Below are 26210 nucleotides of genomic sequence, written 5' to 3' on the forward strand. Positions count from 1 at the left end.
CGGGGGCGGGGGCCCCCCGCCCCCCCCGCCACTTCTCTTTACCCGAACAGATGCGCCTCGCGCGAAAGACGAGAGCATGGCCGGCAATCTGATCCTCGCGATCCTCTTCCTGTCTCTCGTCGCCTATTTCGTGGGGCAGACGCAGGGGCGTCGCTTCGCGTATGCGGGGACCGACGTCCAGGTCCACTCGCGCTCGGTCTATCACGGCGCGTTCGTGGCGATCTGGGTGGGCGTGCCCGCGCTCATCCTCGTCCTCCTGTGGCTCCTGATGCAGGGGGCGGTGGTCGACAGGCTCGTGATCGCCTCGCTGCCGGACACGATGACGGAGGGGGCGAGCCCGGCGCAGCTCTCGCTCTGGCTCTCCGAGATCAAGAACGTCGCCGTCGGCCAGGTGTTCTCCGAGCCGACCCCCGAGATCCGCGCCGCCGCGGAGCGCTACGCCGCCTGGACGCAGATCGCGCGGCTCGCGATGGTGGTCGTCGGGCTCGGCGTCGCGATCCTCGCGCTTCTCGCCGCGCGCGCGCGCCTCGCCCCCGCCTTCCGCGCCCGCCAGGGTTTCGAGCGGGCGGTTTCGGCCATGATGGTCGCCTGCTCTGTGATCGCGATCCTCACGACGATCGGGATCATCGGCGCGCTGCTCTACGAGGCCTGGCTGTTCTTCCGCCTCGTGCCGGTCGCCGAATTCCTGTTCGGCCTGCGCTGGGAGCCGCAGATCGCCATCCGCCCGGACCAGATCGCCGGCGCTGGCGCCTTCGGCGCGATCCCCGTTTTCGTCGGCACGCTCCTGATCGCCACGATCGCGATGAGCGTCGCCGTGCCGATCGGCCTCTTCTCGGCGATCTATCTCAGCGAATTCGCGAGCGACCGCACGCGCGCGATCGTCAAGCCTCTGCTCGAGATCCTCGCGGGCATCCCCACCGTCGTCTACGGCTTCTTCGCCGTGATCGTGGTGGCGCCGGCGGTGCGCTCCTTCGGCCTGTCGCTCGGCATTCCGGTCGCGCCCAACACCGCGCTCGTCGCGGGCGGCGTGATGGGCATCATGATCATCCCATTCATCTCCTCGATGACCGACGACGCGCTCAACGCCGTGCCGCGCTCCATGCGCGACGGCTCGCTCGCCATGGGGGCGACGCAGGGCGAGACGATCATGAAGGTGCTCCTGCCCGCGGCCCTGCCGGGCATCGCGGGCGGCATCCTGCTCGCGGTCTCCCGCGCGATCGGCGAGACCATGATCGTGGTGATGGCGGCTGGCCTGATCGCGACCCTCACCTTCAACCCGCTCGACTCGGTGACCACGGTCACGGTGCAGATCGTCACGCTGCTCATCGGCGACACGGCCTTCGACAGCGCCAAGACGCTCGCGGCCTTCGCGCTCGGCCTCGTGCTCTTCCTCGTGACGCTCGGCCTCAACGTCGTCGCCTTGCGCATCGTCCAGAAATATCGAGAGAAGTATGACTGACGCCACGAGCCTCGCGCCGGCGCGCCCGATCGACTGGGCCTCGTCGGACATGGAAGCCCGCCGCCGCCGTCGGCGCGCGAGCGAATCGCGGCTGAGGCTCTACGGTCTCGCGGCGATCTGCATCGCGCTCGGCCTCCTCGGCCTGCTCGTCTCGAGCCTCGTCGCGACGGGGACGCAGGCGTTCACGCAGACCCATCTCGCGCTCGATCTCGAGATCGACGTCGATCCGGCCAACCCCGCCCAGGGCAATTACCGCAACATCGTGCGCGACGCGGTGGATCGGCTGGTCCCGGGGGCGAACGAGGCCGCGCAGAGGATCCTGCAGACGATCCCGACGCGCAACACGCACTTCATCGTGCGCGACTACGTCGTCGCCAATCCGGGCGTGATCGGCTCGACGATCCGCCTCGAGGTGCCGGTCTCCGACCCGTTCGACCAGCTCGAGAAGGGCAACGTCTCGCGCGACACGCCCGAGGCGCTCCGGCGCGTGAACGATCTCGGGGTCGCCCTGTTCGACGAATTGGCGGCGCAGGGCCGCATCAGCCGGCCGTTCAATTGGGGCCTGTTCTTCAATTCGGACAGCCGTTTCCCCGAGCTCGCGGGCCTCTCGGGGGCGATCGTCGGCTCGTTCTTCGCGATCCTGGTCTGCTTCCTGCTCAGCTTCCCCGTCGGGATCGCGGCGGCGGTCTATCTCGAGGAATTCGCGCCGAAGAACAAATGGACCGACCTGATCGAGGTGAACATCAACAACCTCGCGGCCGTGCCCTCGATCGTGTTCGGCCTCCTCGGGCTCGCGGTGTTCCTCGGCTATTTCGGCATGCCGCGCTCGGCGCCGCTCGTCGGCGGCATGGTGCTCTCGCTGATGACGCTGCCGACGATCATCATCGTCACCCGCGCCGCGCTCAAGGCGGTTCCGCCCTCGATCCGCGAGGCGGCGCTCGGGGTGGGCGCGTCGCGGCACGAGGTCGTCATGCACCACGTCCTGCCGCTCGCGCTGCCGGGCATCCTCACGGGCACGATCATCGGGCTCGCGCAGGCGCTCGGCGAGACGGCGCCGCTCCTCCTCATCGGCATGAACGCCTTCATCACGAGCCCGCCGGGCGGCCTCCTCGACGCCTCGACGGCGCTGCCGACGCAGATCTTCATCTGGGCCGACAGCCCCGAGCGCGGATTCGTGGCGCGCACCTCCGCGGGCATTCTCGTGCTCCTCGGATTTCTGATACTCATGAACCTGATCGCCGTCCTCCTGCGCAATCGGCTCGAGCGCAAGTGGTGAGCCCGAGCGAAGCAGCCGAAGGAAAAGCCATGAACGCAGCCCTCTCCCAAGCCGCTCCCGGTGCCGTCGAGCGCCCCGAGGCGACCGTCCATGCGGGCGGCCGCGCCACCGTCCGCGCGCCGCTTCCCGGCGCGCCGGCGAGCAAGGTCGAGGCCCAGGACGTCAGCGTCTTCTACGGCCAGAAGCAGGCGCTCTACGACGTCGCGCTGGGGATCCCCGAGCGGGCCGTGACCGCCTTCATCGGTCCCTCCGGCTGCGGCAAGTCGACCTTCCTGCGCTGCCTCAACCGGATGAACGACACGATCGAGGGTTCGAAGGTCGTCGGGCGCATCACGCTCGACGGCAAGGACGTCTACGACCCCTCGCTCGACGTCGTGACGCTGCGCGCGCGCGTCGGCATGGTCTTCCAGAAGCCGAACCCGTTCCCGAAGTCGATCTTCGAGAACGTCGCCTACGGCCCGCGCATCCACGGCCTCGCCCGCAAGAAGGCGGATCTCGCGGTCATCGTCGAGGCCGCTCTGCGCAAGGCCGGCCTCTGGGACGAGGTCAAGGACCGGCTCGACGAGACCGGGACGGGCCTCTCGGGCGGCCAGCAGCAGCGCCTGTGCATCGCGCGCGCGATCGCCGTCTCGCCGGAGGTGATCCTGATGGACGAGCCCTGCTCGGCGCTCGACCCGATCGCGACCGCGCGCATCGAGGATCTCATCGACGAGCTGCGGCGCAACTACACGATCGTGATCGTCACCCACTCGATGCAGCAGGCGGCGCGCGTCTCCCAGAAGACCTGCTTCTTCCACCTCGGCTATCTCGTCGAGGAGGGGCCGACGCAGGAGATCTTCACCAATCCGCGCGACAAGCTCACGCAGGACTACATCACCGGCCGCTTCGGCTGATCGGGGGAGAGCCATGTCCCAACACACCGTCGCCTCCTTCGACCAGGAGCTCGAGGAGCTGCGCCGCTGCATCGCCGAGATGGGCGGGCACGTGGAGAAGATGCTCGCGGACGCCGTCGGCGCCCTGGTGCGGCGCGACGTCGAACTCGCCCAGATCGTCGTCGCCTCCGACGTGCGGGTCGACGCGCTCCAGCGCGAGATCGAGGAGCGGGCGGTGCTGACGATCGCCCGGCGCCAGCCGATGGCGATCGACCTGCGCGAGGTGATCTCCGCGATCCGCGTCGCGAGCGACATCGAGCGGATCGGCGACATGGCCAAGAACATCGGCAAGCGCACGATCGCCGTGTCGGGGCAGTTCGAGCCTCAGCGCGTGGTGCTCGGCATCGAGCGGATGTCCGACAAGGTGCTCGTCCAGCTCAAGGCCGTGCTCGACGCCTACATGCAGAAGGACGTCGAGGCTGCGCTCGAAGTCTGGCGCCGCGACGGCGAGACGGACAGCCATTACAACTCGATCTTCCGCGAGCTCCTCACCTACATGATGGAGGATCCGCGCAACATCACCTTCTGCACGCATCTCCTGTTCTGCGCCAAGAACGTCGAGCGCATCGGCGATCACGCGACCAACATCGCCGAGACGATCCATTACCTCGTCACCGGCCAGACGATCGCCGCCGAGCGCCCGAAGCTCGACCGCACGGCTTTCGAGACCGGGGAGTGAGGGCGTACGAGGCGCTGCGCTCTCCTTCCCCTGAGGCTGATAGTCGGTGAATCTCTCAGAGGTTGTCATCCCGGGCCGCGAAGCGGACCCGGGACCCATAACCTCGACGACAAGTCCGAGCGCGCATGCCGCGCTCGCTGCACCACCGTGCAGCTTGTTCGATCGTCGCAGAAACGCAGCCTATAGGCTGCGACTGATGCGTCGCGGGTATGGGTCCCGGATCGCCTTCGGCGTCCGGGATGACAGCGGCGCTCTTCCCGAGCGTTGAGCACGCCGCGTAAACGCGATAGCTTCCCGCAAGGGGAGGGGCGTATGCGGCGCATCACCATCACGATCGACGACGCGCTCCTCGCCCGGCTCGACGCCCTGATGGCGGCGTCGGGGGCGAGCAATCGCTCGGAGACGCTGCGCGAGCTCGTCCGCAGGGCCCTCGCCGATGCCGCCCCCGCGCAGGCGGAGTGCCTCGGAATCGTCAGCTGCGTCGTCGAGACGGCCCAGCGGGACCTCGCCCGGCGCCTGCCGGCCCATCTCCACGCGCATCACGACAGCACCATCGCGGCGCTCTCCGTGCCGGTCGACCACGCGGCCTCGCTCGAGGTGATCGTCGCGCGCGGGCGGGCCGAGGGCGTCGAGCGCTTCGCCAACGCGCTCTTCCTCGAGCGCGGCGTGCGCCACGGCGCGCTCGCGCTGGTACCGGTGGAGCGGCGGGTCGAACGCCATGCGCATGGCGGCTCGGAACATGCCCACGAGCACCTGCGCGTCCGCGACAGCTTCGCCGAAGCCAAGGGCGAGGGGACGATCCACGCCGATTCGCCCCACGCGAGCCGCGGCTCGGACGGGTAGCAGGGGTCCCCTCCGAAGGGCGGCTTGCGGCGTCCGGGCGGGCGTGTATGAATCGCGGGAGCATTTCTCATACCCTGACGGGAGCGCCCGCATGAAACGTCACGCCCTCCTCGTCTGCGCCGCGCTCGTCCTTCCGGCGAGCGCGCAGGCGGGCGGCCTGACGCTGTTCGCCTCCGGCGAGGCGCTCGCGACCGAAGGGTTCGCCGATCCCGTGACGACCCGCGACGGCTGGGCGCTCTCCTTCACGCGCATCCTCGTCACCATCGCCGACGCGACCGCGTGGCGCACCGATCCGCCCTTCGCCGCCGACGGCCCGACGATCGCGGGCGAGCCGCTCGCCTTCGGCGGCCCGTTCACCGTCGATCTCGTCGACGCCGACGAGGACGACCGGGTCGCGATCGTCACGGTGGAGGCGGCGCCGGGCCATTGGAACGCGCTCTCCTTCACGCTCGCGCCGGCGACGGAGGGTCCGTTTCCGGGCCGGTCGCTCGTGTTCGAGGGGGTCGCGACGCGGGCGGGGGAGACGGTCGCCTTCACCCTCGTCAGCGCCGATGCGATCGCCCATGCCTGCGGCGAGTATATGGGGGACGAGCGCAAGGGCTTCGTCGCGGCGGGCGCGCCGGGCGATCTCGAGATCACGCTGCATCTCGATCACCTGTTCGGCCGCGCCGACCTCCCCTCCGACGACCCGACGAATCAGGAGGCGCTCGGCTTCGACCGCTTCGCGGCGGGCGGGGAGCAGGAATTCACGCTCGCGGGCCTGCATCTCGGCCATGTCGGCGAGGGGCATTGCCATGTCGCGCCGCGCTAGCCGCGCCCGCGCGCTCGGCGCGGGTCTGGCGTCGATCCTCCTGGCGTCGTTTCTCCTGGCGACGGCGCTCTCGCCCGCGCCGGCCCTCGCCCATGCCGCGCTCGTGGAGGCGCACATGCTCGCGGCGATCCGCATCGTCGCCGTCTACGACACGGGCGAGCCGATGGCGCAGGCGCAGGTGATCGTCTACGCGCCCGACGCGCCCGCGTCCGCATGGTCGCGCGGCGTGACGGACGACGAGGGCCGCTTCGATTTCGTGCCCGATCCCGCCCTTCCGGGCCGCTGGAGCGTCCAGGTCCGCCAGGCGGGGCACGGCGCGATCGCCCATGTCGACATCCCCTCCGCGACGGAGGGGGCGCGCGTCGAGACGGCGGTCCTGATCGCCACCGACGGGAGCGCCGGCCTCACGCTCCTCCAGCGCCTGACGATGGTCGCGCTCGTCGCCTGGGGGGCGCTCGGCACGGGGCTCTTCTTCCTGCGGCGCAGGGGCGGCGGCGATGCACCTGCCTGACGGCATCCTGCCCGTCGAGATGGCGGTCGCGGGCTATGTCGCGAGCGCCGGCCTCGCCGCGATCTGCCTTCGGCGGGTGGCGCGCCTGCCCGATCCGCGCGCCGGCATCCCGCGCGCGGCGATGATGACGGCGTGCTTCTTCGCGGCCTCGCTCGCGGCGGTGCCGGTGCCGCCGACCTCCGTCCACCTGATGCTCGCCGGCCTGATGGGGGTGATGCTCGGCTGGCTCGCCCCGCCCGCGATCCTCGTCGGGCTCTTCCTGCAGGCGGTCCTGTTCGGCCATGGCGGGCTCACGACGATCGGCCTCAACGGTCTCGTGCTCGGCCCGCCCGCGCTCCTCGCCTACGCGACCTGGCGGCTCCTCGCGCCGCGCCTGCCGACGCTCGCAGCCCTTCTCGCGGGCGCAGGGAGCGTCCTCGCCGCGCTCGCGATCTTCGCGGCGCTGGTGCTGATCGGCCTGCCGGCGGAGATCGATGCGGCGGCCGAGCGGGCGGCTCTGGCGGTCTTCCTCCTCGCCCACCTGCCGCTCGTGATCGCCGAGGGCGCGATCGTCCTCGCGGTCCTCTCGGTGCTGCGCCGGGTCGAGCCGGGATTGCTGCCCCGTGCGTGAGGCCGCCGCCCGTCTCCTGCCGAGCGACCCGCGCGCGCGCCTCACCTGCGCCCTCGCGCTCGCCTTCGGCTTCGCCTCGGTGCGGGACGTGGCTCTGGTGCCCGCGATCGCCGCGCTGGCGCTCGGGGTGACGCTCGCGGCCGGGGAGCCGCGCGAGACGCTGCGGCGGATGCGCGGGCCCGCGCTCCTCGCGCTCGCCTTCGTGGCGATCCTGCCCCTCGTCTCGGGATCGACGGTCCTGTGGGAGGCGGGGCCGGTGCGCCTGCGCGCGGAGGGGCTCGAGGCGGGGCTCCTGATCGGCGGGCGGCTCGTCTCGATCGTCGCGGTGACGCTCGCGCTCCTCGCTCCCGTCTCGCCTATGCGCCTCGCGGCGGCTTTGCGCGGGCTCGGCGTGCCGGCGGCGATGGCCGATCTCGCGCTCCTGACGCTGCGCTATGTGGAGGAGCTGCGCGGCGAGATCGCGCGGGTGCGCCTCGCGCGGCGCCTGCGCGGCGGGCGCGACGGCTGGCGGGGCGTCGGCGAGCACGGGCTGATGCTCGCCGCGCTCGTGATCCGCAGCCAGCGACGCTCCGAGCGGATCTGGGCGGCGATGCGGCTGCGCGGCTACGACGCGATCGCGGCGCCACCGCCCGCTCTCGGCGCGCGCGACCGGGCGGCGACGGCGCTCGCCGCGGCGATCGGCATCGTTATCTTCCTCATGGGCGCGAGCCCGTGAGCGCGCTCCTCGAGATCGATGGGCTCGGCGTCGGCTGGCCCGGAGCGGAGCCCGTCCTCGAGGCGGTCTCGTTCGCGATCGCCGCCGGCGAGCGGGTCGGGCTCGTCGCGCCGAACGGGGCCGGCAAGAGCAGCCTGTTCCTCACGATCGCCGGGGTGCTGGAGCCGCGCGCGGGCCATGTGCGGATCGACGGGCGCCCGGTGCGGCCCGGCGCCTTCCTGCCCGACGTGGCGCTCGTCTTCCAGCAGGCCGAGGATCAGCTCTTCTGCCCGACCGTCGCGGAAGACGTCGCCTTCGGGCCCCGCAATATGGGGCTCTCGGGCGCCGAGCTCGAGGCGCGCGTTGCGCAGGCGCTCGAGGCCTGCGGGCTCGCCGGGCTCGCCGACCGGCCGGTCCATCGGCTCTCGGGCGGCGAGAAGCGGCGGGCCTGCATCGCGGGCGCGCTCGCGATGCGGCCGCGGCTGATGCTCCTCGACGAGCCGAGCGCCGCGCTCGACCTGCGCAGCCGGCGCCGGCTGATCGAGCTCCTCGCGCGCACCGACCAGGCGCTCCTCGTCGCGAGCCACGATCTGGAACTCGTGCTGGAATTGTGCCCGCGCGTCCTCCTGATCGACGAGGGCCGGATCTGCGCCGACGGGCCGGCGCGCCAAACCCTCGGCGACGCGGATCTCATGGCGGCCCACGGCCAGGAGGTGCCCCACTCGCTCACCCCCCACGACCCGCCGAGCCATCGCCACGAGCGTTCGGCTTCGGTCGAGGGGTGATGGTGTCGGATAACGACGCCGCAGCGCTCTCCTCCCCCTCAAAGTTTGAAAATCTTTCGCCGAATACCCCACCGCCGTCATTCCGGGGCGGCGAAGCCGAGCCCGGAACCCAGAACCCCGACGCTGGTTCGAGCGCGCATGCGCGCTCGCTCCGCAACTCACGTCCGCGGATGCGTCGAAGGACGCAGCCTACAGGCTGCTCATCATAGGTCGGGAGTCTGGGTTCCGGGCTCGCTTCGCGCCCCGGAATGACGGGTAGGCGAAGATTTTTGAACTCTCAGTGGAAGGTAGTTCCTTCGCAGGATGTCATCCCGGGCCGCGAAGCGGACCCGGGACCCATAACCTCGACGACCGTTCGAGCGCGCATGCCGCGCTCGCTCCGCCGCCGAGAGGCGACGACGATCGGAAATACGCAGCCTATAGGCTGCGAAACAAGGGTCGTGGTTATGGGTCCCGGATCGCCTTCGTCGTCCGGGATGACAACCTCGGGAATGCTACCGGCTCACCACTTTCGGCGCCTTCGCGAGGAGCGTCGGGACCGCCTCCGACGCGACCGCGGGGGCGAAGAGGAAGCCTTGGGCGTAATCGCAGCCGGCGGCGCGCAGGGCGTCGGCCTGGGCGCGCGTCTCGACGCCCTCCGCCGTGACCTTCAGCCCGAGATGGCGGCCGAGATCGACGACCGAGCGGACGATCGCCGCATCGCCGGGGCTCTCCGCCATCCGCGCGACGAAGCTGCGGTCGATCTTGATGTGGTCGACGGGGTAGAGCCGCAGATGCGACAGGGAGGCGAAGCCGGTGCCGAAATCGTCGAGCGCGATGGCGATCCCGGTGCGGTGGAGGCGCTCGAGGGTCAGCGCCGCGGTGTCGTCCGCGCGATCGAGGAGGACCGTCTCCGTCACCTCGATCTCGAGGCGATCGAGGGGCAGGCGGGCTCGGCTCGCGGTCTCGAGGATTCGCTCGGCGAGGCCGCGATCGGAGAATTCGGCCGCCGAGAGGTTCACCGCCACGCGGCCGACGGACAGCCCGCGGTCGAGCCAGTCGCGCATGTCGCGCCCGACCGCCTCGAGCATCGTGCGACCGATGCGCGGTGCGAGGTCGGGGTCGGAGAGGGCGGCGGCGAAGGCGGCGGGGCCCACCACCGTCCCGTCCTCCTCGCGCCGACGCACCAGAGCCTCGAAGCCGACGATCTCGCCGGTGCGCAGGCAGGTCTTGGGCTGGTAGAAGGGAACGAAGGCGTTGCGGTCGAGCCCGCGTCGCACGGAGACGGCGATGCGCAGCCGCTCCTCGACGGCGTCGCGATGCTCGCTCGCGAAGACCACCACGCGCCGCCGGCCGAGCGTCTTGGCGCGGGCGAGGGCGATGCGGGCATTGGTCAGGAGCGCCTCGGCCCGCTCGCCGTGAATGGGTCCGAGCGCGATCCCGATGCAGGCGGAGGGCTCGACGGTGCGGCCCTCGACGACGAAGTCTCGCGAGAGCACCCGAAGCGCCTCGGCGGCGCGCGCGGCGACCTGCTCGACCCCGCAGCGCGGCTGGACGATCGCGAACTCGTCGCCGCCGAGCCGCCCGGCAAAACCGCTCGTCGCGCACAGGTCCCGCAGGCGGCGCGCGAATTCGGCGAGGAGCGCGTCGCCGACGTCCTGCCCCATCACGTCTTTGACTTCGCGGAAACCGTCGATCCCGATCGCGAGGACGGCGAGATCGCCGCCGGCGTGGCCCGCCTCGTCGATCAGCTCGCCGAGGCTGCGGTGCAGGAAGACGCGGTTCGGCAGGCCGGTGAGCGCATCGTGGTTGGCGGCCGCCCACAGCTGCTATTCGGCGCGCTTGCGGTCGGTCATGTCGAAGGTGACGCCGACGAGCTTGCGCCGTCCCTCCTCCTCGATTTCCATCGAGCGGGCGGCGAGCCAGAGCTCCTGACCGTCCGCGCGGACGAAGCGGAGCTGACCGTCCGACGTGTTCTGCACCGGTCGCCGGGTCGTGCGGGCCGCGCGCTCGCGGTCGTCGGGATGGACGCGGGCCAGGAATTCGGAGAAGGGGCCGGAGCCGAGGCCGATGAGCTCGCGCGCATTCTCGCAGCGCGTCACCTCGTCCGTCTCGAGATCGCGTTCCCAGGCGAACATGCGCCCGGCCTTGAGCGCGAGCCGCAGGCGCTGCTCGGCCGCCCGGACGGCGCGCTCCTGCTCGCGCCGCGCCGTGACGTCCTGGACGATGCCGATGCGCCGGATCGGCCGGCCCTCGGCATCGTAGACCGTCCGCGCGCTCGTCTCGAGCCAACGCACCGTGCCGTCGTCGGCTCGCCTGATCCGGAACTCGGTTCGCGTGTCGGGAAAGGCGAGGATGCCGTCGTTCTCGAGAGAGGCGGCGACGCGCGCGCGGTCCTCCGGATGGATGGTCGCGAGCACCGCCTCGATCCGTGCGGGCGTGTCCGGGGGAAAGCCGAGGATGCGGCGGGTCTCCTCCGACCAGTCGCGCGCGCCCGCCGTCAGATCGACGTCCCAGGTACCGAGCCCGCCGACCTCGAGCGCGAGGCGCAGCCGCTCCTCGCTGATGCGCACGCCGTCGAGGGCGGTGCGGCTGTCGTGGACGTCGACGATGGTGCCGACCCATTCGTCGATCCGCCCCGGAACCGAGCCGATCGGCGCGGCGCGCACCTCGACCCAGCGCCAATCGCCGGAGCGGGTCCGCTTGCGCTCCAGGATCACGACGCGCTCGCCCGCGAAGAGGGCCCGCGTCCACGCCGCCGCCGAGGCCGCTCGATCGTCCGGATGCACGGCGTCGAGCCAGCGGTCGCCCGTGATCTCCTCGACGTCGAAATGGGGAGAGGAGCCCACCGCCCGCATGGAGGTCGCCCGCCCGAAGGCATCGGCGCTCCAGACCGCCACCGCGCTCGCCTCGACGAGCGCCCGCAGGCGGGCCTCGCTGCGACGCAGCTCGTCGAGGTCCTGGGCTCGCGTATCGTCGACGTGGACTTCGGTCGTCGTCGTCTTTCGCGCGGGTCGTCCGGTCCGCAAAGCTGTCATCGCCAACTCCCGTAACGTCGGGTACTTTACGTAAGGCCATTTTACGGAGCGTAAACGCGCGAGAGCACGTGAAAGTCTAAGTCGGCAGGATCTTTGTCCTAGGGTGGATAACGAATAGTTGCTCGCCAGAAGCTTGGCCGTAAAGCGCAGCCGCGCGCGCCCCTTCTCGAACCATCGTCGAGGGGACGCGCGCGGGATTACGAGGCGTGAACGAGGGTCGCTAGAAATACGATCGCACGAGCCCTCCGATGAGGATGTTCCAGCCGTCGATGAGGACGAAGAACAGGATCTTGAAGGGCAGCGAGATCACGGTGGGGGGCATCATCATCATGCCCATCGACATGACGATCGTCGCCACCATGATGTCGATGACGAGGAAGGGGAGCGCGATCAGGAAGCCGATCTCGAATCCGCGGCGCAGCTCCGAGATCATGAAGGCGGGGATCAGCGTGCGCAGGTCGACGTCGTCGGGATCGATCGGGCCCGCGACCGCGCCGGGCTCGGCCGCGATCGCCGCGCCGGGGCCGAAGCTCGTCGCCGCGAGGTCCTGGAACATCGCGAGGTCCTGCTCGCGGACATGGGCGAGCATGAACTCGCGGAAGGGCTGGACCGTGCGGCGGAAGGCCTCCTCCTCGGAGATCTCGTTGCGCATCAAGGGCTCGATGCCCTCCGCCCAGGCGCGGTCGAAGGTCGGCGCCATGACGTAGAAGGTCATGAACAAAGCGAGCGAGATGAGGACGAGGTTCGCCGGCGTCGATTGCAGGCCGATGCCCGCGCGCAGGAAGGAGAGGGCCACGACGAAGCGCACGAAGCTCGTGACCATGATCATCAGGCCGGGCGCGATCGACAAGACGGTCAGGATCGCGACGAGCTGCACGATGCGGCCCGTGGTCGAGCCCTCGCCCTCGGGGAGGAGGGCGGAGAGGTCGAAGCCCTGCGCGGCGGCGGGCGCGGCCACGAGGAGGAGGCCGGCGGCGGCGAGGCCGGCGCCGAGAAGGGCGAGCGCTGTCTTGCGGCTCATTGGACGACCAGCGTCTCGATCACCACCTCGCGCACGCGCCCGTCGGTGCGGCTGCGCGCGCGCTCCTCGACGTCCTCGCGCAGATGGGCGAGGCCCGCCGCGCCCTCGATCTGCGCCAGCGTGAGCGTCCGCAGGTAGCCGAGGAGATCGCCGGAGACGGCCGACGCCATCGTCTCGGCCTGGGCGCGCTCGGTCCCCTCGAAGACGAGGGACGCGTCGAGCCGCACCCAGGTGTCGGCGGGGGCCGCGAGATTCGTCACGATCGAGGGCAGCCGCACCAGGGAGACGTTCTCGCCGTAGCGGCTCTCGATGCTGCGCTCGGCGGCGGGGGGCTCCGGCAGCTTGATCTCGCCCAGCGTGAAGCCGAGGCCGATGCCCGTCGCCGCGCCGAGCGCGGTGAGGAGGATGCCGCCGCCGATCGAGCCGGCGGAGGAGGAGCGCTCGCGCGTCTTGCGCGCGGCGGGGGAGGGGAGGAGCGCGGTCGCCATGGCTCGGGCGCTCCGATCAGAACGGGGTCACGCGGTTGAAGAGCTGCTGGCCCCAGCCGGGCTGCTGCACTTCCGTTCCGCGTCCGGCGCCGCCATAGGAGATGCGCGCCTCCGCGATCTGGTCGTAGCGGATGGTGTTGCGAGGCGAGATGTCGCGCGGGCGCACGATGCCGGCGACGGAGAGCACCCGCAGCTCGTAGTTCACCCGCACTTCCTGCGAGCCGGAGATGAGGAGGTTGCCGTTCGGCAGGACGCCCGTCACCACCGCCGCGACCGAGACCGCGATGCGCTCCGAGCGCCCGACCGAGCCGCGCCCGCGCGTCGAGGTGTTGCCGGACGCGTTGACGCCGAAATTGCCCTGGCTGCCGGAGCCGTTGAGACCGAAGCCGAAATCGAGGCCGAGACCGGCGCCCGATTGACGCGAGCGCGTGGATTGATTGTCGAGCTCGGCCTCGTCGTCGATCTCGATGCGCACCGTGACGACGTCGCCGACGCGCATGGCGCGGGGATCGCTGAAGAGGTTGTCGCGGCTCTCGCCCCAGATCGAATGATAGGCGCGCTGCTCGGGGATCGGCGCGCCGGCGGGCAGCGCGGCATGCGTCGTGACGAGCCCGGCGCCGACGGGCGTGAGGCCCGGCGCCTGGTTGATCTCGCTCAGCGTGTTCGAGCAGGCCGACAGGAAGGTCAGGCCGAGGATGCCGATGGCTCTCTTCATAGTGCTTGCTCCTCGCGCGCGTCCTCATGACGCGCGGTCTCCGTTGCCGTCCGGGCGAGCTGCGCGGCGCGCCCGGGCTCCATCTCGTTGAGGATCGCGCTCGCCTGCCGCGGCCCGAGCCGGGCGATGACGGCGCTCGCCATCTCGTCGTCGAGCGCGGCGAGCTGGGCGGCGGCCGCGTCGGGGCGCATGCGGGCGTAGATCGCGACGATGCCGTCCTGCGCCTGGCGCAGGTGCTCCTCGCGCCGCGCGAGCGCCGCCTCGAGTTCGACGCGCATCCGCGCGAGCTCGACGAGCCGCGCCTCGATGCGCGTCTCGATCTCGAGGAGCGCCTGGGTCTGCCAGGCCGCGCGTGCCTCGAGCGCGGGATCCGCGATCGCCGCGCAATAGAGCGCGATGTCGCCGGGCTGTTCCGAATCGGCATGGACGAGGTCGCGCGCCTCCTCGGCGAGGAGGTCGCCCTCGAGCGCGCCGGCCGCCTGCGGCACCGCGAGCGTTGCGACGAGCGCGATCGCCGCCACCCCCGCCCAAGATCCTCTGCCCCTCGACGCCGTCATCCCATGCCCCCGGCTCCGCCATGCGATCGGGGGATTGGTAGAGGCGCAAGCTTGCACCGGGCTGGAGCGGCGGGAGAGTGCTTGCCGCCGGGCGGTGCCCGCGTCTAGGCTCGGCTCGAATCTCGCCGGACGCGCGAGACGAGAAGAGAAGACCGGGAGGACAGGACAGGATGTCGATCTTCAAGCCGATCGCCACGCTCGCCGCAGCGGCGGCGCTGGTGGCGCCGCTCGCGCTGAGCGGGCCGGCCGCCGCGCAGGCCTACAAGGAGGAATACCGCGTCTCCACCGTGCTGCCGGTGCCCTTCCCCTGGGGCGTCGCGGCCCAGCGCTGGGCCGATCTCGTCGCGGAGCGGACGGACGGGCGCATCAACATGCAGCTCTATCCGGGCGCCCAGCTCGTGCAGGGCGAGCAGACGCGCGAGTTCACGGCTCTGCGCCGCGGCATCATCGACATGGCGGTCGGCTCGACGATCAATTGGTCGCCGCAGATCCCGCAGCTCAACATCTTCGCGCTGCCCTTCCTGATGCCCGATTACGCGGCGCTCGACGCGCTGACGCAGGGGCCCGTCGGCGAGCGGCTGTTCGAGATCATCGAGGAGAACGGCGTCGTGCCGCTCGGCTGGGCCGAGAACGGCTTCCGCGAGGTCACGAATTCGGTGCGCCCGATCCGCACCCCCGCCGACATGGAGGGGCTCAAGCTGCGCGTCGTCGGCTCGCCGATCTTCAACGACGTCATGACCGCGCTCGGCGCCAACCCGACGCAGATGAGCTGGGCCGACGCGCAGCCCGCTCTGACCACCGGCGCGGTGGACGGGCAGGAGAACCCGCTCACCATCTACTACAATCTCAAAATGCACGAACTCGGCCAGACCTACATCACCCAATGGGGCTATGTGGCCGATCCCCTGATCTTCGCCGTCAATCGCGAGGTGTGGGAGAGCTTCACCGAGGAGGATCGCGAGATCGTCCGCCAGGCGGCGATCGACGCCGGCGCCCACGGCATCGAGGTCGCCCGCAAGGGCCTGACCGAGGACGACCAGAGCCTGGTGCAGGAGATCGAGGGCTTCGGCGCGACGGTCGTCCGGCTCACCGACGAGGGCCGCGCCGCCTTCGTCGAGGCGACCCGGCCGGTCTACGAGGCCTGGCGCGAGCGCATCGGCGGCGATCTCGTCGACCTGGCCGAGGACTCGATCGCCAACCGGTGACGGCGTTTCGTCCTTCCCCGGCCCCTTTGCGGCCGTCGTCGATCGGTGGCGATCGTGCGGAAGCGGAATGCAGCTTTTGTCCTTCCCCCTCGTGGGGAAGGTGGCTCCGGGCGGGGTCAGCCGACCGGAGACGGATGGGGGTCGTCGAGGCGGCACCGATACGCCAAATCCTGCACCACCCCTCACCCCCGACCCCTCTCCCGTCCGGGAGAGGGGAGACCAGCGAGAAAACCCCGATGGCCAAGCGCAATGCCGTCTTCGTCTGCCAGTCCTGCGGGGCGGTGTACAATCGCTGGAAGGGCAAGTGCGAGGCCTGCGGCGGGTGGAACACGGTCGTCGAGGAGGTCTCCGAGGCGGCTCCGATGGCCGGGCCAGGGCCGCGGCTCGCGCGGGCGGGCAAGGGGCGCGTGTTCGCGCTCGAAGGCCTCACCGGCGACGCCAAGGAGCCGCCGCGCACGCCCGCGCGGATCGGCGAGCTCGATCGGGTGACCGGCGGCGGCTTCGTGCGCGGCTCGGTGATCCTCATCGGCGGCGATCCCGGCATCGGCAAGTCGACGCTCCTGATGCAGGCCTCCGCGGCGCTCGCGCGCGCGGGCGAGCGGGTCTGCTACATCTCCGGCGAGGAGGCGGTCGGCCAGGTGCGGCTGCGCGCCGAGCGGCTCGGCCTCGCGGACAGCCCGGTCGAGCTCGCGGCTCAGACGAACGTGGAAGACATCGTCGCAACCCTCTCGCAGGGCAGGCAGCCCGCGCTCGCCGTGATCGATTCGATCCAGACCATGTGGACGGAGACCGTCGAATCCGCGCCCGGCACCGTCACCCAGGTCCGCGCCTCGGCCCAGGCGCTGATCCGCTTCGCCAAGACGACGGGGACCGCGGTGATCCTCGTCGGCCACGTCACCAAGGACGGACAGATCGCCGGCCCGCGCGTCGTCGAGCACATGGTCGACGCGGTGGTCTCGTTCGAGGGCGATTCGGCCCATCATTTCCGGATCCTGCGCGCGAACAAGAACCGCTTCGGCCCCACCGACGAGATCGGCGTCTTCGAGATGACCGGCAAGGGCCTCGCCGAGGTCGTCAACCCCTCCGCGCTCTTCCTCGAGGGGCGCGACATGTCGGCGCCGGGCACGGCGGTGTTCGCGGGGATGGAGGGCACCCGCCCGCTCCTCGTCGAGGTGCAGGCGCTCGTCGCGCCGACATCGCTCGGCACGCCGCGGCGCGCCGTCGTCGGCTGGGATCCGGCGCGGCTGTCGATGGTGGTCGCGGTGCTCGAGGCCCATGGCGGGCTCAAGCTCGGCATGCACGACATCTACCTCAACATTGCGGGCGGGCTGAAGATCGCCGAGCCCGCGGCCGACCTCGCGGCGGCGGCTGCCCTCGTCTCCTCGCTCTCGGGCGCGCCGCTTCCGGCGGATGCGGTCTATTTCGGCGAGATCGCGCTCTCGGGCGGGGTGCGGCCGGTGTCGCAGGCGCCCGCGCGCATGAAGGAGGCGGCGAAGCTCGGCTTCTCGAGCGCCGTCGCCCCCTCCGCGCGCCGGGAGGGGATCGAGACGCCGCCGCTCGAAGCGCGCGAGATCGGCCATATCGGCGACCTCGTCGCGACGATCGCCGCGCGCTCCCCGCGCCGCCGCGAGCCGATCTCGTGAGGACGACCGCCGCGCGGTCGCAACAACTTGATGACGGCGGGCCTGTCCTCGTCTATAGGGAGCCGGCACGCGTCGCGAAAACGCCCTTTTTCGCGTTCAGGCCCGCGAGACCATGCCAGTACCCATCCTAGACCTCGTCGTCATCGGTGTCGTGCTCATCTCGGCGCTCCTCGCCATGGTGCGCGGCCTCACCCGTGAGGTTCTCGCCATCATCGCCTGGGTCGCCGCCGGCGCGGCCGCCTGGTTCTTCCATCCGCTCGCGCTGCCCTATGCGCAGGCGCACATCACGAACGGCACCGTCGCGCTCGTCGCGGCGATCGGCGGCATCTTCCTGGTGACGCTGATCGTGGTGTCGCTGATCACCGTGAAGATCTCCGACTTCGTGCTCGATTCGCGCATCGGCCCGCTCGACCGCACGCTGGGCTTCGTCTTCGGCGCGGCCCGCGGCTTCCTGATCTGCGTGATCGGCTGGATCTTCTTCGCCTGGCTCGTGCAGGGCCAGATGCCGGATTGGGCGGCCGAGGCCCGCACCCGCGGTCTCCTGCAATCGACCGGCGATTCGCTCATCGCGATGATGCCGGAGGACCCGGAAGGCGTCCTGCGGCAGTTCCGCTCGGTCGGCCCGGGCGATCCCGGGGAGCCGGCGGAGCCGTCGCTCACGCCGGGCCGGACCTGACGCCGGACTCCGGCGACCGGCCCTTTCGAGAGCCGCCCTCGCGCCCCATGTGACGGGCGCGGGGAGATCATCGGGATCGGCCGCGCGCCGCACGAGGACGACAGCATGACCCCCCGCGCTCATGGTACGGACGACGATTTCGACCTCGACGGCGACACGCTGCGCGAGGAATGCGGCGTCTTCGGCATCTTCGGCCATCCGGACGCGGCGGCGATCACCGCGCTCGGCCTGCACGCCCTCCAGCATCGCGGCCAGGAGGCGGCCGGCATCGTCACCTATGACGGCCTGCGCTTCCACGCCGAGCGCAAGCTCGGCCTCGTCGGCGACAGCTTCTCCGAGGCCGCGGTGATCGAGCGGCTCGCAGGCGCGAGCGCCATCGGCCACGTGCGCTATTCCACCACCGGCGAGACGGTGATGCGCAACGTGCAGCCGCTCTTCGCCGAGCTCGACGCCGGCGGCTTCGCGGTCGCCCACAACGGCAACCTGACGAACGGCCTCTCGCTGCGGCGCGAGCTGATCCGCGCCGGCGCGATCTGCCAGTCGACGACCGACACCGAGGTGATCCTCCACCTCCTCGCCCGCTCCCGCAAGCCGCGCATCGTCGAGCGCTTCCTCGACGCCATCCGCGCGCTGGAGGGCGCCTTCGCGCTCGTCTGCCTCTCCAACAAGAAGCTCATCGGCGCGCGCGATCCGCTCGGCATCCGGCCGCTCGTCATCGGCGAGCTCGACGGCCGCTACATCCTCGCCTCCGAGACCTGCGCGCTCGACATCATCGGCGCGCGCTTCGTCCGCGACGTCGAGAACGGCGAGGTGGTGGTGATCACGGAGGAGGGGATCGAGAGCCTGCGCCCGTTCCCCGACCTGCCCGAGCGCCCCTGCGTGTTCGAATACATCTACTTCGCCCGGCCCGATTCCATCGTGAACGGGCGCAGCGTCTACCAGATGCGCAAGAATTTCGGCGCCGAACTCGCGACCGCGTCCCCGGCGGACGCGGACGTCGTCGTACCGGTGCCCGATTCGGGCGTGCCCGCCGCGATCGGCTTCGCCCAGGCGTCGGGCATCCCCTACGAGATGGGCATCATCCGCAACCATTACGTGGGCCGTACCTTCATCCAGCCCACCCAATCCGTGCGCGAGCTCGGCGTGCGGATGAAGCACTCGGCCAATCGCGGCGTGATCGCCGGCAAGCGCATCGTGCTCGTCGACGACAGCCTCGTGCGCGGCACGACCTCGGTGAAGATCGTGCGCATGATGCGCGAGGCCGGCGCGCGCGAGGTGCATTTCCGCATCGCGAGCCCGCCGATCAAGCATCCCGACTTCTACGGCATCGACACGCCCGAGCGCGAGAAGCTGCTCGCCGCCACCCACGATCTCGAGGGCATGCGCGCCTATATCGGCGCCGACAGCCTCGCCTTCCTCTCAATCGATGGGCTCTACCGCGCGCTCGGCTACGAGCGGCGCGATCCGGCGCGCCCGCAGCTGACCGACCATTGCTTCACCGGCGATTATCCGACGGGGCTCACCGATCTCGCGATCGAGACGCCCAAGCGCCTGTCGATCCTCGCCGAAGCGGATTGAGACCGAGAGACGGGGAGGGGGACTTGGTGGGGGAGAGTTCGGCCGTGGACAAGCCGCTCGAGGGCAGGATCGCCGTCGTCACCGGCGCCTCGCGGGGGATCGGCCGGGCGGCTGCGCTCGCATTCGCCGGCGCCGGCGCCCATGTCGTCGCGCTCGCCCGCACCCAGGGGGCGCTCGAGGAGCTCGACGACGAGATCCGCGCCGCCGGTTCCACCGCGACGCTCGTCCCCGTCGACATGAAGGATCTCGACGCGCTGGACCGCCTGGGTGCGGCGCTCTACGAGCGCTTCGGCCGGGTCGACGTGCTCCTCGGCAATGCCGGCACGCTCGGGCCGATCGCGCCGATCACGCAGATCGACCAGCAGACCTGGGATCAGGTGATCGCGGTCAATCTCACCGCGAATTGGCGGCTCGTGCGCTCGATGGACCCGCTGCTTCGCGCCTCCGATGCCGGGCGGGCGCTGTTCGTGACCTCGGGTGCCGCGCACACCGCCAAGCCGTATTGGGGCCCCTACGCGATCTCCAAGGCGGGGCTCGAGATCCTGGCGCGGACCTATGCGGCCGAGGTGCAGAACATCTCGAAGATCCGCGTGATGCTCGTCAATCCGGGCCCGCTGCGCACCCGCATGCGCGCCTCCGCCATGCCCGGCGAGGACCCGATGACGCTGCGCACGCCCGAGGACCTCGCCCCGGAGATCCTGCGCCTCGCGCTGCCGTCCTGGAGCGAGACGGGGAAGGTCTTCGACTTCCCGACGGGACGCGTTCTCGGCGATCTCGGGCTCGGCTGATCCGTGCGGAACGCGCGGCGCCCTCCGGGGACGCCGCGCCCGCCACCCTCACCGCATCGCGTGCTCGTGGTGCCCGTCGAGTTCGACGGCGAGCGTCGGCTCGCCGGCTTCGCTCGCGTGCCGGCCGGCGAGATCGGGCGCCACCGCCTCGGCGACGAGGGCGGCGATCGCCGCGTCGAGGCGCATCGGGTGCTGGTCCTGCGAGCCGAGGCGGCGCATGTTGACCGTTCCCTCCGCCGCCTCGCGACGGCCGACGACCAGGATCACCGGCACCTTGGCGAGCGAGTGCTCGCGCACCTTGTAGGTGATCTTCTCGTTGCGCAGGTCCGCCTCGACGCGCAAGCCCGCCTTCTTCGCCGCCGCCGCCACCGCGCGGGCGTAATCGTCCGCCTCGGAGGTGATGGTGCACACGACGAGCTGGCGCGGCGCGAGCCAGAGCGGGAAATGGCCCGCATAATGCTCGATCAGGATGCCGAGGAAGCGCTCCATCGAGCCGCAGATCGCGCGGTGGACCATCACGGGCGTCTTCTTCTGCCCGTCCGCGTCGACATAGAACGCGCCGAAGCGCTCGGGCAGGTTGAAGTCGACCTGCGTCGTGCCGCATTGCCAGTCGCGGCCGATCGCGTCGCGCAGGACGTATTCGAACTTCGGCCCGTAGAAGGCGCCTTCGCCAGGGTTGATCGCGGTCTTGACGCGCCCGCCCGACTTCTCCGCGATCTCCGCGAGCACGCGGCTCATCACCTCTTCCGCATGATCCCACATCGCGTCCGTGCCGACGCGCTTCTCGGGGCGGGTCGAGAGCTTGACGACGATCTCCTCGAAGCCGAAATCGGCATAGGTCGAGAGGATCAGATCGTTGATCTTCAGGCACTCGTCCGCGAGCTGGTCCTCGGTGCAGAACACGTGCGCGTCGTCCTGCGTGAAGGCGCGCACGCGCATCAGGCCGTGCAGCGCGCCCGAGGGCTCGTAGCGCGAAACCGAGCCGAATTCCGCCATGCGCAGCGGCAGATCGCGGTAGGACTTCAAGCCGTGCTTGAAGATCTGGACGTGGCCCGGGCAGTTCATCGGCTTGATCGCGAACACGCGCTCGTCCTCGGTCTTCGTGACGAACATGTTCTCGCGATACCATCCCCAATGGCCCGAGGTCTCCCACAGGGCCTTGTCGAGGATCTGCGGGGCGTTCACCTCCTCGTAGTCCTGCGCCAGGCGCCGGCGCATGTAGGAGACGAGGTTCTGGAACATGGTCCAGCCCTTGGCGTGCCAGAACACGACGCCCGGCCCCTCCTCCTGGAAGTGGAAGAGGTCCATCTCGCGCCCCAGACGGCGATGGTCGCGCTTCTCGGCCTCGGCGAGCTGGTGGAGGTAGTGCTCGAGATCCTCCTTCGAGGCGAAGGCGGTGCCGTAGATGCGCGTCAGCATCGGGTTCTTGGCGTCGCCCCGCCAATAGGCGCCCGCCACCTTCATCAGCTTGAAGGCGTCGCCGATGCGGCCCGTCGAGGGCATGTGCGGCCCGCGGCAGAGGTCGAACCAATCGCCCTGATGGTAGATCTTCAGGTCTTGGCCCTCGGGGATCGCGTCCACGAGCTCGACCTTGAAGTGCTCGCCCTTGTCGGCGAACACCGCGCGCGCGCGCTCGCGCGGCCACACTTCCTTGGTGAAGGGCCGGTCCGCCTTGACGATCTCGCGCATCTTCGCCTCGATCGCCTCGAAATCGTCGGGCGTGAAGGGCGTCTCGCGGTGGAAATCGTAATAGAAGCCGTTCTCGATCACCGGCCCGATCGTCACCTGCGTCCCCGGATAGAGGCTCTGCACGGCTTCCGCCAGCACGTGGGCGCAATCGTGGCGGATGAGCTCGAGCGCGCGCGGGTCCTCGCGGGTGACGAACTCGATCTTCGCGTCGCGATCGATCGGATCGGCGAGGTCGGCGAGCTCGCCGTCGAGCGCCATCGCGACGGCCTTCTTGGCGAGCGACTTCGCGATCGATTCCGCGACCGCCCGGCCGGTCGTGCCGGCCTCGAATTCGCGACGCGCGCCATCGGGAAAGGTGAGGGTGATCATCGGCTTGTTCTCCAGGCTCACTCCTGCGAACGAGGCAGGTAAGCGTTTGGCGGACGGGGAGAGGTCAGGGCCGCGAGCCGCCGCCGTCCGACGGCGTCTCGACGCAGGTGGGCACAGGCGCGTTCGTGCCGCGCCAACGGCCATAGGCCCAGGGCTTATACCAACGACCTTGCCCGGGCAATGCGTCGGGCACGTTGTCGATGCCGTGCGTGCCGAACGGGCCGCATCGGCAGATCCGCGCCACGCCCATCCAGCCCCCCGCCCAGAGCCCGTACCGCCCGATCGCCTCGGACGTGTATTCCGAGCACGACGGCAGGTGGCGGCAATTGCGGCCGATCAAGCTCGACAGAGTGAGCTGGTAGACGCGGATCGCCCCCCGCGCGGCATCCGCCGGCGCGCGCGAGGCCCGCGCGCGGGCGGCATCGAAGAGGTCGTCGAGGGATCGTCTCGCCATTCCCCGGATGTGGGCGCCGGCCCGGGAGCGGGCAATGGGCGAGGCCGCCCCCTCAGAGCGGCAGATTATCGTGCTTCTTCCACGGCCGCTCCTCCTTCTTCGTGCGCAGGAGGGCAAGCGCGCGGGCGATGCGGCGGCGGGTGGAGTGGGGCATGATCACCTCGTCGACATAGCCGCGCTCGGCGGCGACGAAGGGGCTCATGAAGCGGTCCTCGTATTCCTTGGTGCGCGCGGCGATCTTCTCCGGGTCGCCGAGATCCTGGCGGAAGATGATCTCCACCGCGCCCTTGGCGCCCATCACCGCGATCTGCGCGGTCGGCCAGGCATAGTTCACGTCCCCGCCGATATGTTTCGAGGCCATGACCACGTAGGCGCCGCCGAAGGCCTTGCGGGTGATCACGGTGACCATCGGCACCGAGGTCTCGGTGAAGGCGAAGAGCAGCTTCGCGCCGTGCTTGATGAGACCGCCATATTCCTGCGCGGTGCCCGGCAGGAAGCCCGGCACGTCGACGAAGGTGACGATCGGGATCGAGAAGGCGTCGCAGAAGCGCACGAAGCGCGCGGCCTTGCGCGAGGCGTCCGCGTCGAGCACGCCCGCGAGCACCATCGGCTGGTTGGCGACGACGCCCACCGTCCGGCCCTCGATGCGGGCGAAGCCCGTGATCATGTTCTTGGCGAAGGCTTCCTGGATCTCGAAGAAATCGCCCTCGTCGACGACCTTCAGGATCAGCTCCTTCATGTCGTAGGGCTTGTTCGGATTGTCCGGGATCAGCGTGTCGAGGGAATGGTCGATGCGCTCGGGATCGTCGAAGGAGGGCCATTCCGGCACGCCGTCGATGTTGTTGGCGGGCAGGAAGTCGATCAGGCGGCGGATCTGCTGGAGGCATTCGACGTCGTTGTCGAAGGCGCCGTCGGCGACGGAGGACTTCGTCGTGTGCACCTTGGCGCCGCCGAGCTCTTCTGCCGTGACGCTCTCGTTGGTCACCGTCTTCACCACTTCCGGGCCGGTGACGAACATGTAGCTCGTGTCGCGCACCATGAAGATGAAGTCCGTCATCGCGGGCGAATAGACGTCGCCGCCCGCGCAGGGCCCCATGATCACCGAGATCTGCGGGATGACGCCGGACGCGATGACGTTGCGCCGGAACACTTCGCCATAGCCGCCGAGCGCCGCGACGCCCTCCTGGATGCGCGCGCCGCCGGCGTCGAACAGGCCGATCACGGGGGCGCGCATCTTGAGCGCCATGTCCTGGATCTTGACCATCTTCTCGGCATGCGCCTCCGACAGCGAGCCGCCGAACACGGTGAAGTCCTTCGAGAAGACGAAGACCGGCCGCCCGTTGACCGTGCCCCAGCCGGTGACGACGCCGTCGCCGGGGATCTTCTCGGCCTTGTCCATGCCGAAATCGACGCAGCGATGCTGGACGAACATGTCGAGCTCCTCGAAGGAGCCCTCGTCCAGCAGCAGCGCGATGCGCTCGCGTGCCGTCAGCTTGCCGCGCTTGTGCTGCGCCTCGATGCGCCGCTCGCCCCCGCCGAGCCGCGCCTGCGCGCGCCGCTTCTCGAGCAGATCCAGCATGTCCTTCATGGGGCGCCCTCGCTCCTCGCGCTCGTTCACGTCGTGATGCGGCTTAGCATGGGCGCGCGACGGGACAAATGGGAAGAAAGGTGGGCGGGGGAGGAGGAGGAAGGGAGCATCCCTCCCCGGAGGGGAGGGTGGCCTCCGAGCGAAGCGAAGGAGGTCGGGTGGGGCCCGGCCGTCGGAATTCGCACGACGGGCACCTGGCTCTCCGCACGCAGGCGTTTCGACGAAGCGCCGCCCTTCTCCTTCCCCTTAGAGTTTGAAAATCTTTCGTTGCGGTGTCATCCCGGACGCCGAAGGCGATCCGGGACCCAGATCCACGACGTGCCAGTCGCAGCCTGTAGGCTGCGTATCTCCGACGAAAGTTGCCCAAAGGTAGCGGAACGAGCGCGGCATGCGCGCTCGGACGATCCTCGAGGATATGGGTCCCGGGTCCGCTTCGCGGCCCGGGATGACAACCTCCGAACGATTCACAGGCTCTCAGGGGAAGGAAAGGGAGCGCCATTGGCGTCGTGCTCATCCAGGATCCACCGCGTGTGCACTCGGTGGCCCTCCGGGGAGGGACGAGCTTTGCGGCCCTAGTCGATATCCTCGACCTCGGCCGTCGTCCCGTACACCCGCTGCGCGAGCGCGGCCTCCATGAAGGGGGAGAGCTCGCCGTCGAGGACGTCTGAGGGGCTCGTCGATTGCACGCCCGTGCGCAGGTCCTTCACGAGCTGATAGGGCTGCAGCACGTAGGAGCGGATCTGGTGGCCCCAGCCGATGTCGGTCTTCGACGCGGCCTCGGCATTGGCCTTCTCCTCGCGGATCTTCAACTCGCGCTCGTAGAGGCGCGCGCGCAGCATGTCCCAGGCCTTGGCGCGGTTCTTGTGCTGCGAGCGCTCCTGCTGGCAGGCGACCACGATGCCGGTGGGGATGTGCGTGATGCGCACGGCCGAATCGGTCGTGTTGACGTGCTGGCCGCCCGCGCCCGACGCGCGATACGTGTCGATCCGGCAATCGCTCTCGTTGACCTGGATGTCGATGCGGTCGTCGATGACCGGATAGACCCAGATCGAGGCGAAGCTCGTGTGGCGGCGCGCGTTCGAATCGAAGGGCGAGATGCGCACGAGGCGGTGCACGCCCGATTCGGTCTTGAGCCAGCCATAGGCGTTGTGGCCCTTGATCAGGAGCGTCGCGCCCTTGATGCCGGCCTCCTCGCCGTCGGTGACCTCCATCACCTCCACCTTGAAGCCCTGGCGCTCGGCCCAGCGCGCGTACATGCGCTGGAGCATCATCGCCCAGTCCTGGCTCTCGGTGCCGCCGGCGCCGGAATGGACCTCGAGATAGGTGTCGTTCTGGTCCGCCTCGCCCGAGAGCAGGGTCTCGACCTGGCGGCGCTGCGCCTCCTTCTCGATGGCGCGGATCGCCGCCTCGCCTTCGGCGATCGAGCCCTCGTCGTCCTCGGCCTCGCCGAGCTCGATGAGGGTGAGCGCGTCGTCGAGCTCCTGCTCGAGACGGCCGATCCCGGCGATCTGATCCTCGAGCGAGGTCCGCTCGCGCATCAGCTTCTGCGCGGCCTCGGGATCGTTCCAGAATTCGGGGCTCTCGGAGAGCGCGTTCAGCTCGGCGAGACGTCGTTGGGCCTTGTCCCAGTCAAAGATGCCTCCTCAGCAGCCCTATGGACTGCTTGGCGGTCTCGACCAGCGATTCGATCTCGGCGCGCATGGCTCGGGCTCGGCTCTCGCTCGTGGCGTTGCAGGGGGAGGGGCGCTCGCGCGCGGCCCTCGCGTGGACGAGGCGGTGATATAGGGATCGTGGGGGGCGTGTCAAAAGGTGATCCGCGGCC

25 protein-coding genes are annotated in these 26210 nt (G+C 70.2%); 15 read left to right on the plus strand and 10 right to left on the minus strand.

Annotation, left to right across the window (positions count from 1 at the left end):
- The first annotated feature begins 76 nt into the window (after positions 1-76).
- From pstC to ACK4UM_RS15440, 10 genes are all read left to right on the plus strand, one after another.
- A complete protein-coding gene (gene pstC / locus ACK4UM_RS15395) occupies positions 77-1459 on the plus strand; it encodes a phosphate ABC transporter permease subunit PstC (protein ID WP_409800747.1) in 1383 nt (460 codons plus the stop codon).
- A complete protein-coding gene (gene pstA / locus ACK4UM_RS15400; RefSeq protein ID WP_409800749.1) occupies positions 1452-2735 on the plus strand; it encodes a phosphate ABC transporter permease PstA in 1284 nt (427 codons plus the stop codon). The genes pstC and pstA overlap by 8 nt, the downstream gene beginning before the upstream one ends.
- Before the next feature lie 29 nt (positions 2736-2764).
- Positions 2765-3628, plus strand: a complete 864-nt coding sequence (gene pstB / locus ACK4UM_RS15405; protein ID WP_409800750.1) for a phosphate ABC transporter ATP-binding protein PstB — start codon at positions 2765-2767, stop codon at positions 3626-3628.
- Between the two features lie 13 nt (positions 3629-3641).
- A complete protein-coding gene (phoU, locus tag ACK4UM_RS15410) occupies positions 3642-4346 on the plus strand; it encodes a phosphate signaling complex protein PhoU (protein WP_409800752.1) in 705 nt (234 codons plus the stop codon).
- 312 nt (positions 4347-4658) lie between these two features.
- A complete protein-coding gene (gene nikR, locus ACK4UM_RS15415) occupies positions 4659-5189 on the plus strand; it encodes a nickel-responsive transcriptional regulator NikR (RefSeq protein ID WP_409800753.1) in 531 nt (176 codons plus the stop codon).
- A gap of 91 nt (positions 5190-5280) precedes the next feature.
- Positions 5281-6000, plus strand: coding sequence for a hypothetical protein (locus tag ACK4UM_RS15420; protein ID WP_409800755.1), 720 nt, complete (start codon positions 5281-5283; stop codon positions 5998-6000).
- Positions 5984-6511 carry a hypothetical protein gene (locus ACK4UM_RS15425; RefSeq protein WP_409800756.1) on the plus strand — a complete coding sequence of 176 codons (528 nt, stop codon included), beginning with the start codon at positions 5984-5986 and terminating at the stop codon, positions 6509-6511. Before ACK4UM_RS15420 ends, ACK4UM_RS15425 begins: the two co-directional genes overlap by 17 nt.
- Entirely contained in the window at positions 6498-7121 is a 624-nt protein-coding gene (gene cbiM, locus ACK4UM_RS15430) for a cobalt transporter CbiM (protein WP_409800758.1), read from the plus strand. Before ACK4UM_RS15425 ends, cbiM begins: the two co-directional genes overlap by 14 nt.
- On the plus strand, positions 7114-7836 hold the full coding sequence (locus ACK4UM_RS15435) for an energy-coupling factor transporter transmembrane component T family protein (protein ID WP_409800760.1): 723 nt from the start codon (positions 7114-7116) through the stop codon (positions 7834-7836). The genes cbiM and ACK4UM_RS15435 overlap by 8 nt, the downstream gene beginning before the upstream one ends.
- Complete coding sequence (locus ACK4UM_RS15440) at positions 7833-8600, plus strand: energy-coupling factor ABC transporter ATP-binding protein (RefSeq protein ID WP_409800762.1); 768 nt, start codon at positions 7833-7835, stop codon at positions 8598-8600. The genes ACK4UM_RS15435 and ACK4UM_RS15440 overlap by 4 nt, the downstream gene beginning before the upstream one ends.
- A gap of 494 nt (positions 8601-9094) precedes the next feature.
- Here the strand turns inward: ACK4UM_RS15440 and ACK4UM_RS15445 are convergent, their stop codons facing one another.
- From ACK4UM_RS15445 to ACK4UM_RS15470, 6 genes are all read right to left on the minus strand, one after another.
- Positions 9095-10405 (minus strand): putative bifunctional diguanylate cyclase/phosphodiesterase, encoded by a 1311-nt coding sequence (locus ACK4UM_RS15445; protein ID WP_409800814.1) that lies wholly within the window; start codon positions 10403-10405, stop codon positions 9095-9097.
- 3 nt (positions 10406-10408) lie between these two features.
- Entirely contained in the window at positions 10409-11617 is a 1209-nt protein-coding gene (locus ACK4UM_RS15450; protein WP_409800763.1) for a PAS domain-containing protein, read from the minus strand.
- Between the two features lie 220 nt (positions 11618-11837).
- On the minus strand, positions 11838-12638 hold the full coding sequence (gene fliP, locus ACK4UM_RS15455) for a flagellar type III secretion system pore protein FliP (RefSeq protein ID WP_409800765.1): 801 nt from the start codon (positions 12636-12638) through the stop codon (positions 11838-11840).
- The gene (locus ACK4UM_RS15460) at positions 12635-13126 is read right to left on the minus strand and encodes a flagellar basal body-associated FliL family protein (protein WP_409800766.1); all 492 of its coding nucleotides are present in this window, start codon (positions 13124-13126) and stop codon (positions 12635-12637) included. The genes fliP and ACK4UM_RS15460 overlap by 4 nt, the downstream gene beginning before the upstream one ends.
- A gap of 16 nt (positions 13127-13142) precedes the next feature.
- Positions 13143-13841 carry a flagellar basal body L-ring protein FlgH gene (flgH, locus tag ACK4UM_RS15465; protein ID WP_409800768.1) on the minus strand — a complete coding sequence of 233 codons (699 nt, stop codon included), beginning with the start codon at positions 13839-13841 and terminating at the stop codon, positions 13143-13145.
- A complete protein-coding gene (locus ACK4UM_RS15470) occupies positions 13838-14362 on the minus strand; it encodes a MotE family protein (protein ID WP_409800770.1) in 525 nt (174 codons plus the stop codon). Before ACK4UM_RS15470 ends, flgH begins: the two co-directional genes overlap by 4 nt.
- Before the next feature lie 206 nt (positions 14363-14568).
- Between ACK4UM_RS15470 and ACK4UM_RS15475 the strand changes: the two genes are divergently transcribed.
- From ACK4UM_RS15475 to ACK4UM_RS15495, 5 genes are all read left to right on the plus strand, one after another.
- The gene (locus tag ACK4UM_RS15475; RefSeq protein WP_409800772.1) at positions 14569-15603 is read left to right on the plus strand and encodes a DctP family TRAP transporter solute-binding subunit; all 1035 of its coding nucleotides are present in this window, start codon (positions 14569-14571) and stop codon (positions 15601-15603) included.
- Positions 15604-15839: 236 nt separating this feature from the next.
- Complete coding sequence (radA, locus tag ACK4UM_RS15480) at positions 15840-17246, plus strand: DNA repair protein RadA (RefSeq protein ID WP_409800774.1); 1407 nt, start codon at positions 15840-15842, stop codon at positions 17244-17246.
- Positions 17247-17358: 112 nt separating this feature from the next.
- Entirely contained in the window at positions 17359-17922 is a 564-nt protein-coding gene (locus tag ACK4UM_RS15485; RefSeq protein ID WP_409800776.1) for a CvpA family protein, read from the plus strand.
- A gap of 105 nt (positions 17923-18027) precedes the next feature.
- Positions 18028-19500: an amidophosphoribosyltransferase gene (purF, locus tag ACK4UM_RS15490; RefSeq protein ID WP_409800778.1), complete on the plus strand. Its 1473-nt coding sequence runs from the start codon at positions 18028-18030 to the stop codon at positions 19498-19500.
- 44 nt (positions 19501-19544) lie between these two features.
- A complete protein-coding gene (locus tag ACK4UM_RS15495) occupies positions 19545-20288 on the plus strand; it encodes an SDR family NAD(P)-dependent oxidoreductase (RefSeq protein WP_409800779.1) in 744 nt (247 codons plus the stop codon).
- A gap of 48 nt (positions 20289-20336) precedes the next feature.
- Here ACK4UM_RS15495 and thrS read toward each other — a convergent pair whose 3' ends face one another.
- The 4 genes from thrS to prfB form a co-directional block, all read right to left on the minus strand.
- On the minus strand, positions 20337-22346 hold the full coding sequence (thrS, locus tag ACK4UM_RS15500) for a threonine--tRNA ligase (protein ID WP_409800781.1): 2010 nt from the start codon (positions 22344-22346) through the stop codon (positions 20337-20339).
- Between the two features lie 64 nt (positions 22347-22410).
- Positions 22411-22800: a membrane protein insertion efficiency factor YidD gene (yidD, locus tag ACK4UM_RS15505; protein WP_409800783.1), complete on the minus strand. Its 390-nt coding sequence runs from the start codon at positions 22798-22800 to the stop codon at positions 22411-22413.
- Positions 22801-22852: 52 nt separating this feature from the next.
- Positions 22853-24388 carry an acyl-CoA carboxylase subunit beta gene (locus ACK4UM_RS15510; protein ID WP_409800785.1) on the minus strand — a complete coding sequence of 512 codons (1536 nt, stop codon included), beginning with the start codon at positions 24386-24388 and terminating at the stop codon, positions 22853-22855.
- 572 nt (positions 24389-24960) lie between these two features.
- Positions 24961-26089, minus strand: a protein-coding gene (prfB, locus tag ACK4UM_RS15515; protein WP_409800787.1) for a peptide chain release factor 2 whose coding sequence is annotated in 2 segments (ribosomal slippage) — positions 24961-26019 and positions 26021-26089 — 1128 coding nt in all. Because the reading frame shifts where the segments join, the coding sequence is not laid out codon by codon here.
- Positions 26090-26210: the final 121 nt, after the last annotated feature.

The sequence above is a fragment of the Salinarimonas sp. genome, from assembly GCF_046292825.1.
In the GTDB taxonomy this organism is placed as follows: domain Bacteria; phylum Pseudomonadota; class Alphaproteobacteria; order Rhizobiales; family Beijerinckiaceae; genus Salinarimonas.

Excerpts from the sequence above, each read along its gene's own strand:
- pstC (WP_409800747.1), top strand. The coding sequence starts at position 77 with ATGGCCGGCAATCTGATCCTCGCGATCCTCTTCCTGTCTCTCGTCGCC.
- pstA (WP_409800749.1), top strand. The coding sequence starts at position 1,452 with ATGACTGACGCCACGAGCCTCGCGCCGGCGCGCCCGATCGACTGGGCC.
- pstB (WP_409800750.1), top strand. The coding sequence starts at position 2,765 with ATGAACGCAGCCCTCTCCCAAGCCGCTCCCGGTGCCGTCGAGCGCCCC.
- phoU (WP_409800752.1), top strand. The coding sequence starts at position 3,642 with ATGTCCCAACACACCGTCGCCTCCTTCGACCAGGAGCTCGAGGAGCTG.
- nikR (WP_409800753.1), top strand. The coding sequence starts at position 4,659 with ATGCGGCGCATCACCATCACGATCGACGACGCGCTCCTCGCCCGGCTC.
- ACK4UM_RS15420 (WP_409800755.1), top strand. The coding sequence starts at position 5,281 with ATGAAACGTCACGCCCTCCTCGTCTGCGCCGCGCTCGTCCTTCCGGCG.
- ACK4UM_RS15425 (WP_409800756.1), top strand. The coding sequence starts at position 5,984 with ATGTCGCGCCGCGCTAGCCGCGCCCGCGCGCTCGGCGCGGGTCTGGCG.
- cbiM (WP_409800758.1), top strand. The coding sequence starts at position 6,498 with ATGCACCTGCCTGACGGCATCCTGCCCGTCGAGATGGCGGTCGCGGGC.
- ACK4UM_RS15450 (WP_409800763.1), bottom strand. The coding sequence starts at position 11,617 with ATGACAGCTTTGCGGACCGGACGACCCGCGCGAAAGACGACGACGACC.
- fliP (WP_409800765.1), bottom strand. The coding sequence starts at position 12,638 with ATGAGCCGCAAGACAGCGCTCGCCCTTCTCGGCGCCGGCCTCGCCGCC.
- ACK4UM_RS15460 (WP_409800766.1), bottom strand. The coding sequence starts at position 13,126 with ATGGCGACCGCGCTCCTCCCCTCCCCCGCCGCGCGCAAGACGCGCGAG.
- flgH (WP_409800768.1), bottom strand. The coding sequence starts at position 13,841 with ATGAAGAGAGCCATCGGCATCCTCGGCCTGACCTTCCTGTCGGCCTGC.
- ACK4UM_RS15475 (WP_409800772.1), top strand. The coding sequence starts at position 14,569 with ATGTCGATCTTCAAGCCGATCGCCACGCTCGCCGCAGCGGCGGCGCTG.
- radA (WP_409800774.1), top strand. The coding sequence starts at position 15,840 with ATGGCCAAGCGCAATGCCGTCTTCGTCTGCCAGTCCTGCGGGGCGGTG.
- ACK4UM_RS15485 (WP_409800776.1), top strand. The coding sequence starts at position 17,359 with ATGCCAGTACCCATCCTAGACCTCGTCGTCATCGGTGTCGTGCTCATC.
- purF (WP_409800778.1), top strand. The coding sequence starts at position 18,028 with ATGACCCCCCGCGCTCATGGTACGGACGACGATTTCGACCTCGACGGC.
- thrS (WP_409800781.1), bottom strand. The coding sequence starts at position 22,346 with ATGATCACCCTCACCTTTCCCGATGGCGCGCGTCGCGAATTCGAGGCC.
- yidD (WP_409800783.1), bottom strand. The coding sequence starts at position 22,800 with ATGGCGAGACGATCCCTCGACGACCTCTTCGATGCCGCCCGCGCGCGG.
- ACK4UM_RS15510 (WP_409800785.1), bottom strand. The coding sequence starts at position 24,388 with ATGAAGGACATGCTGGATCTGCTCGAGAAGCGGCGCGCGCAGGCGCGG.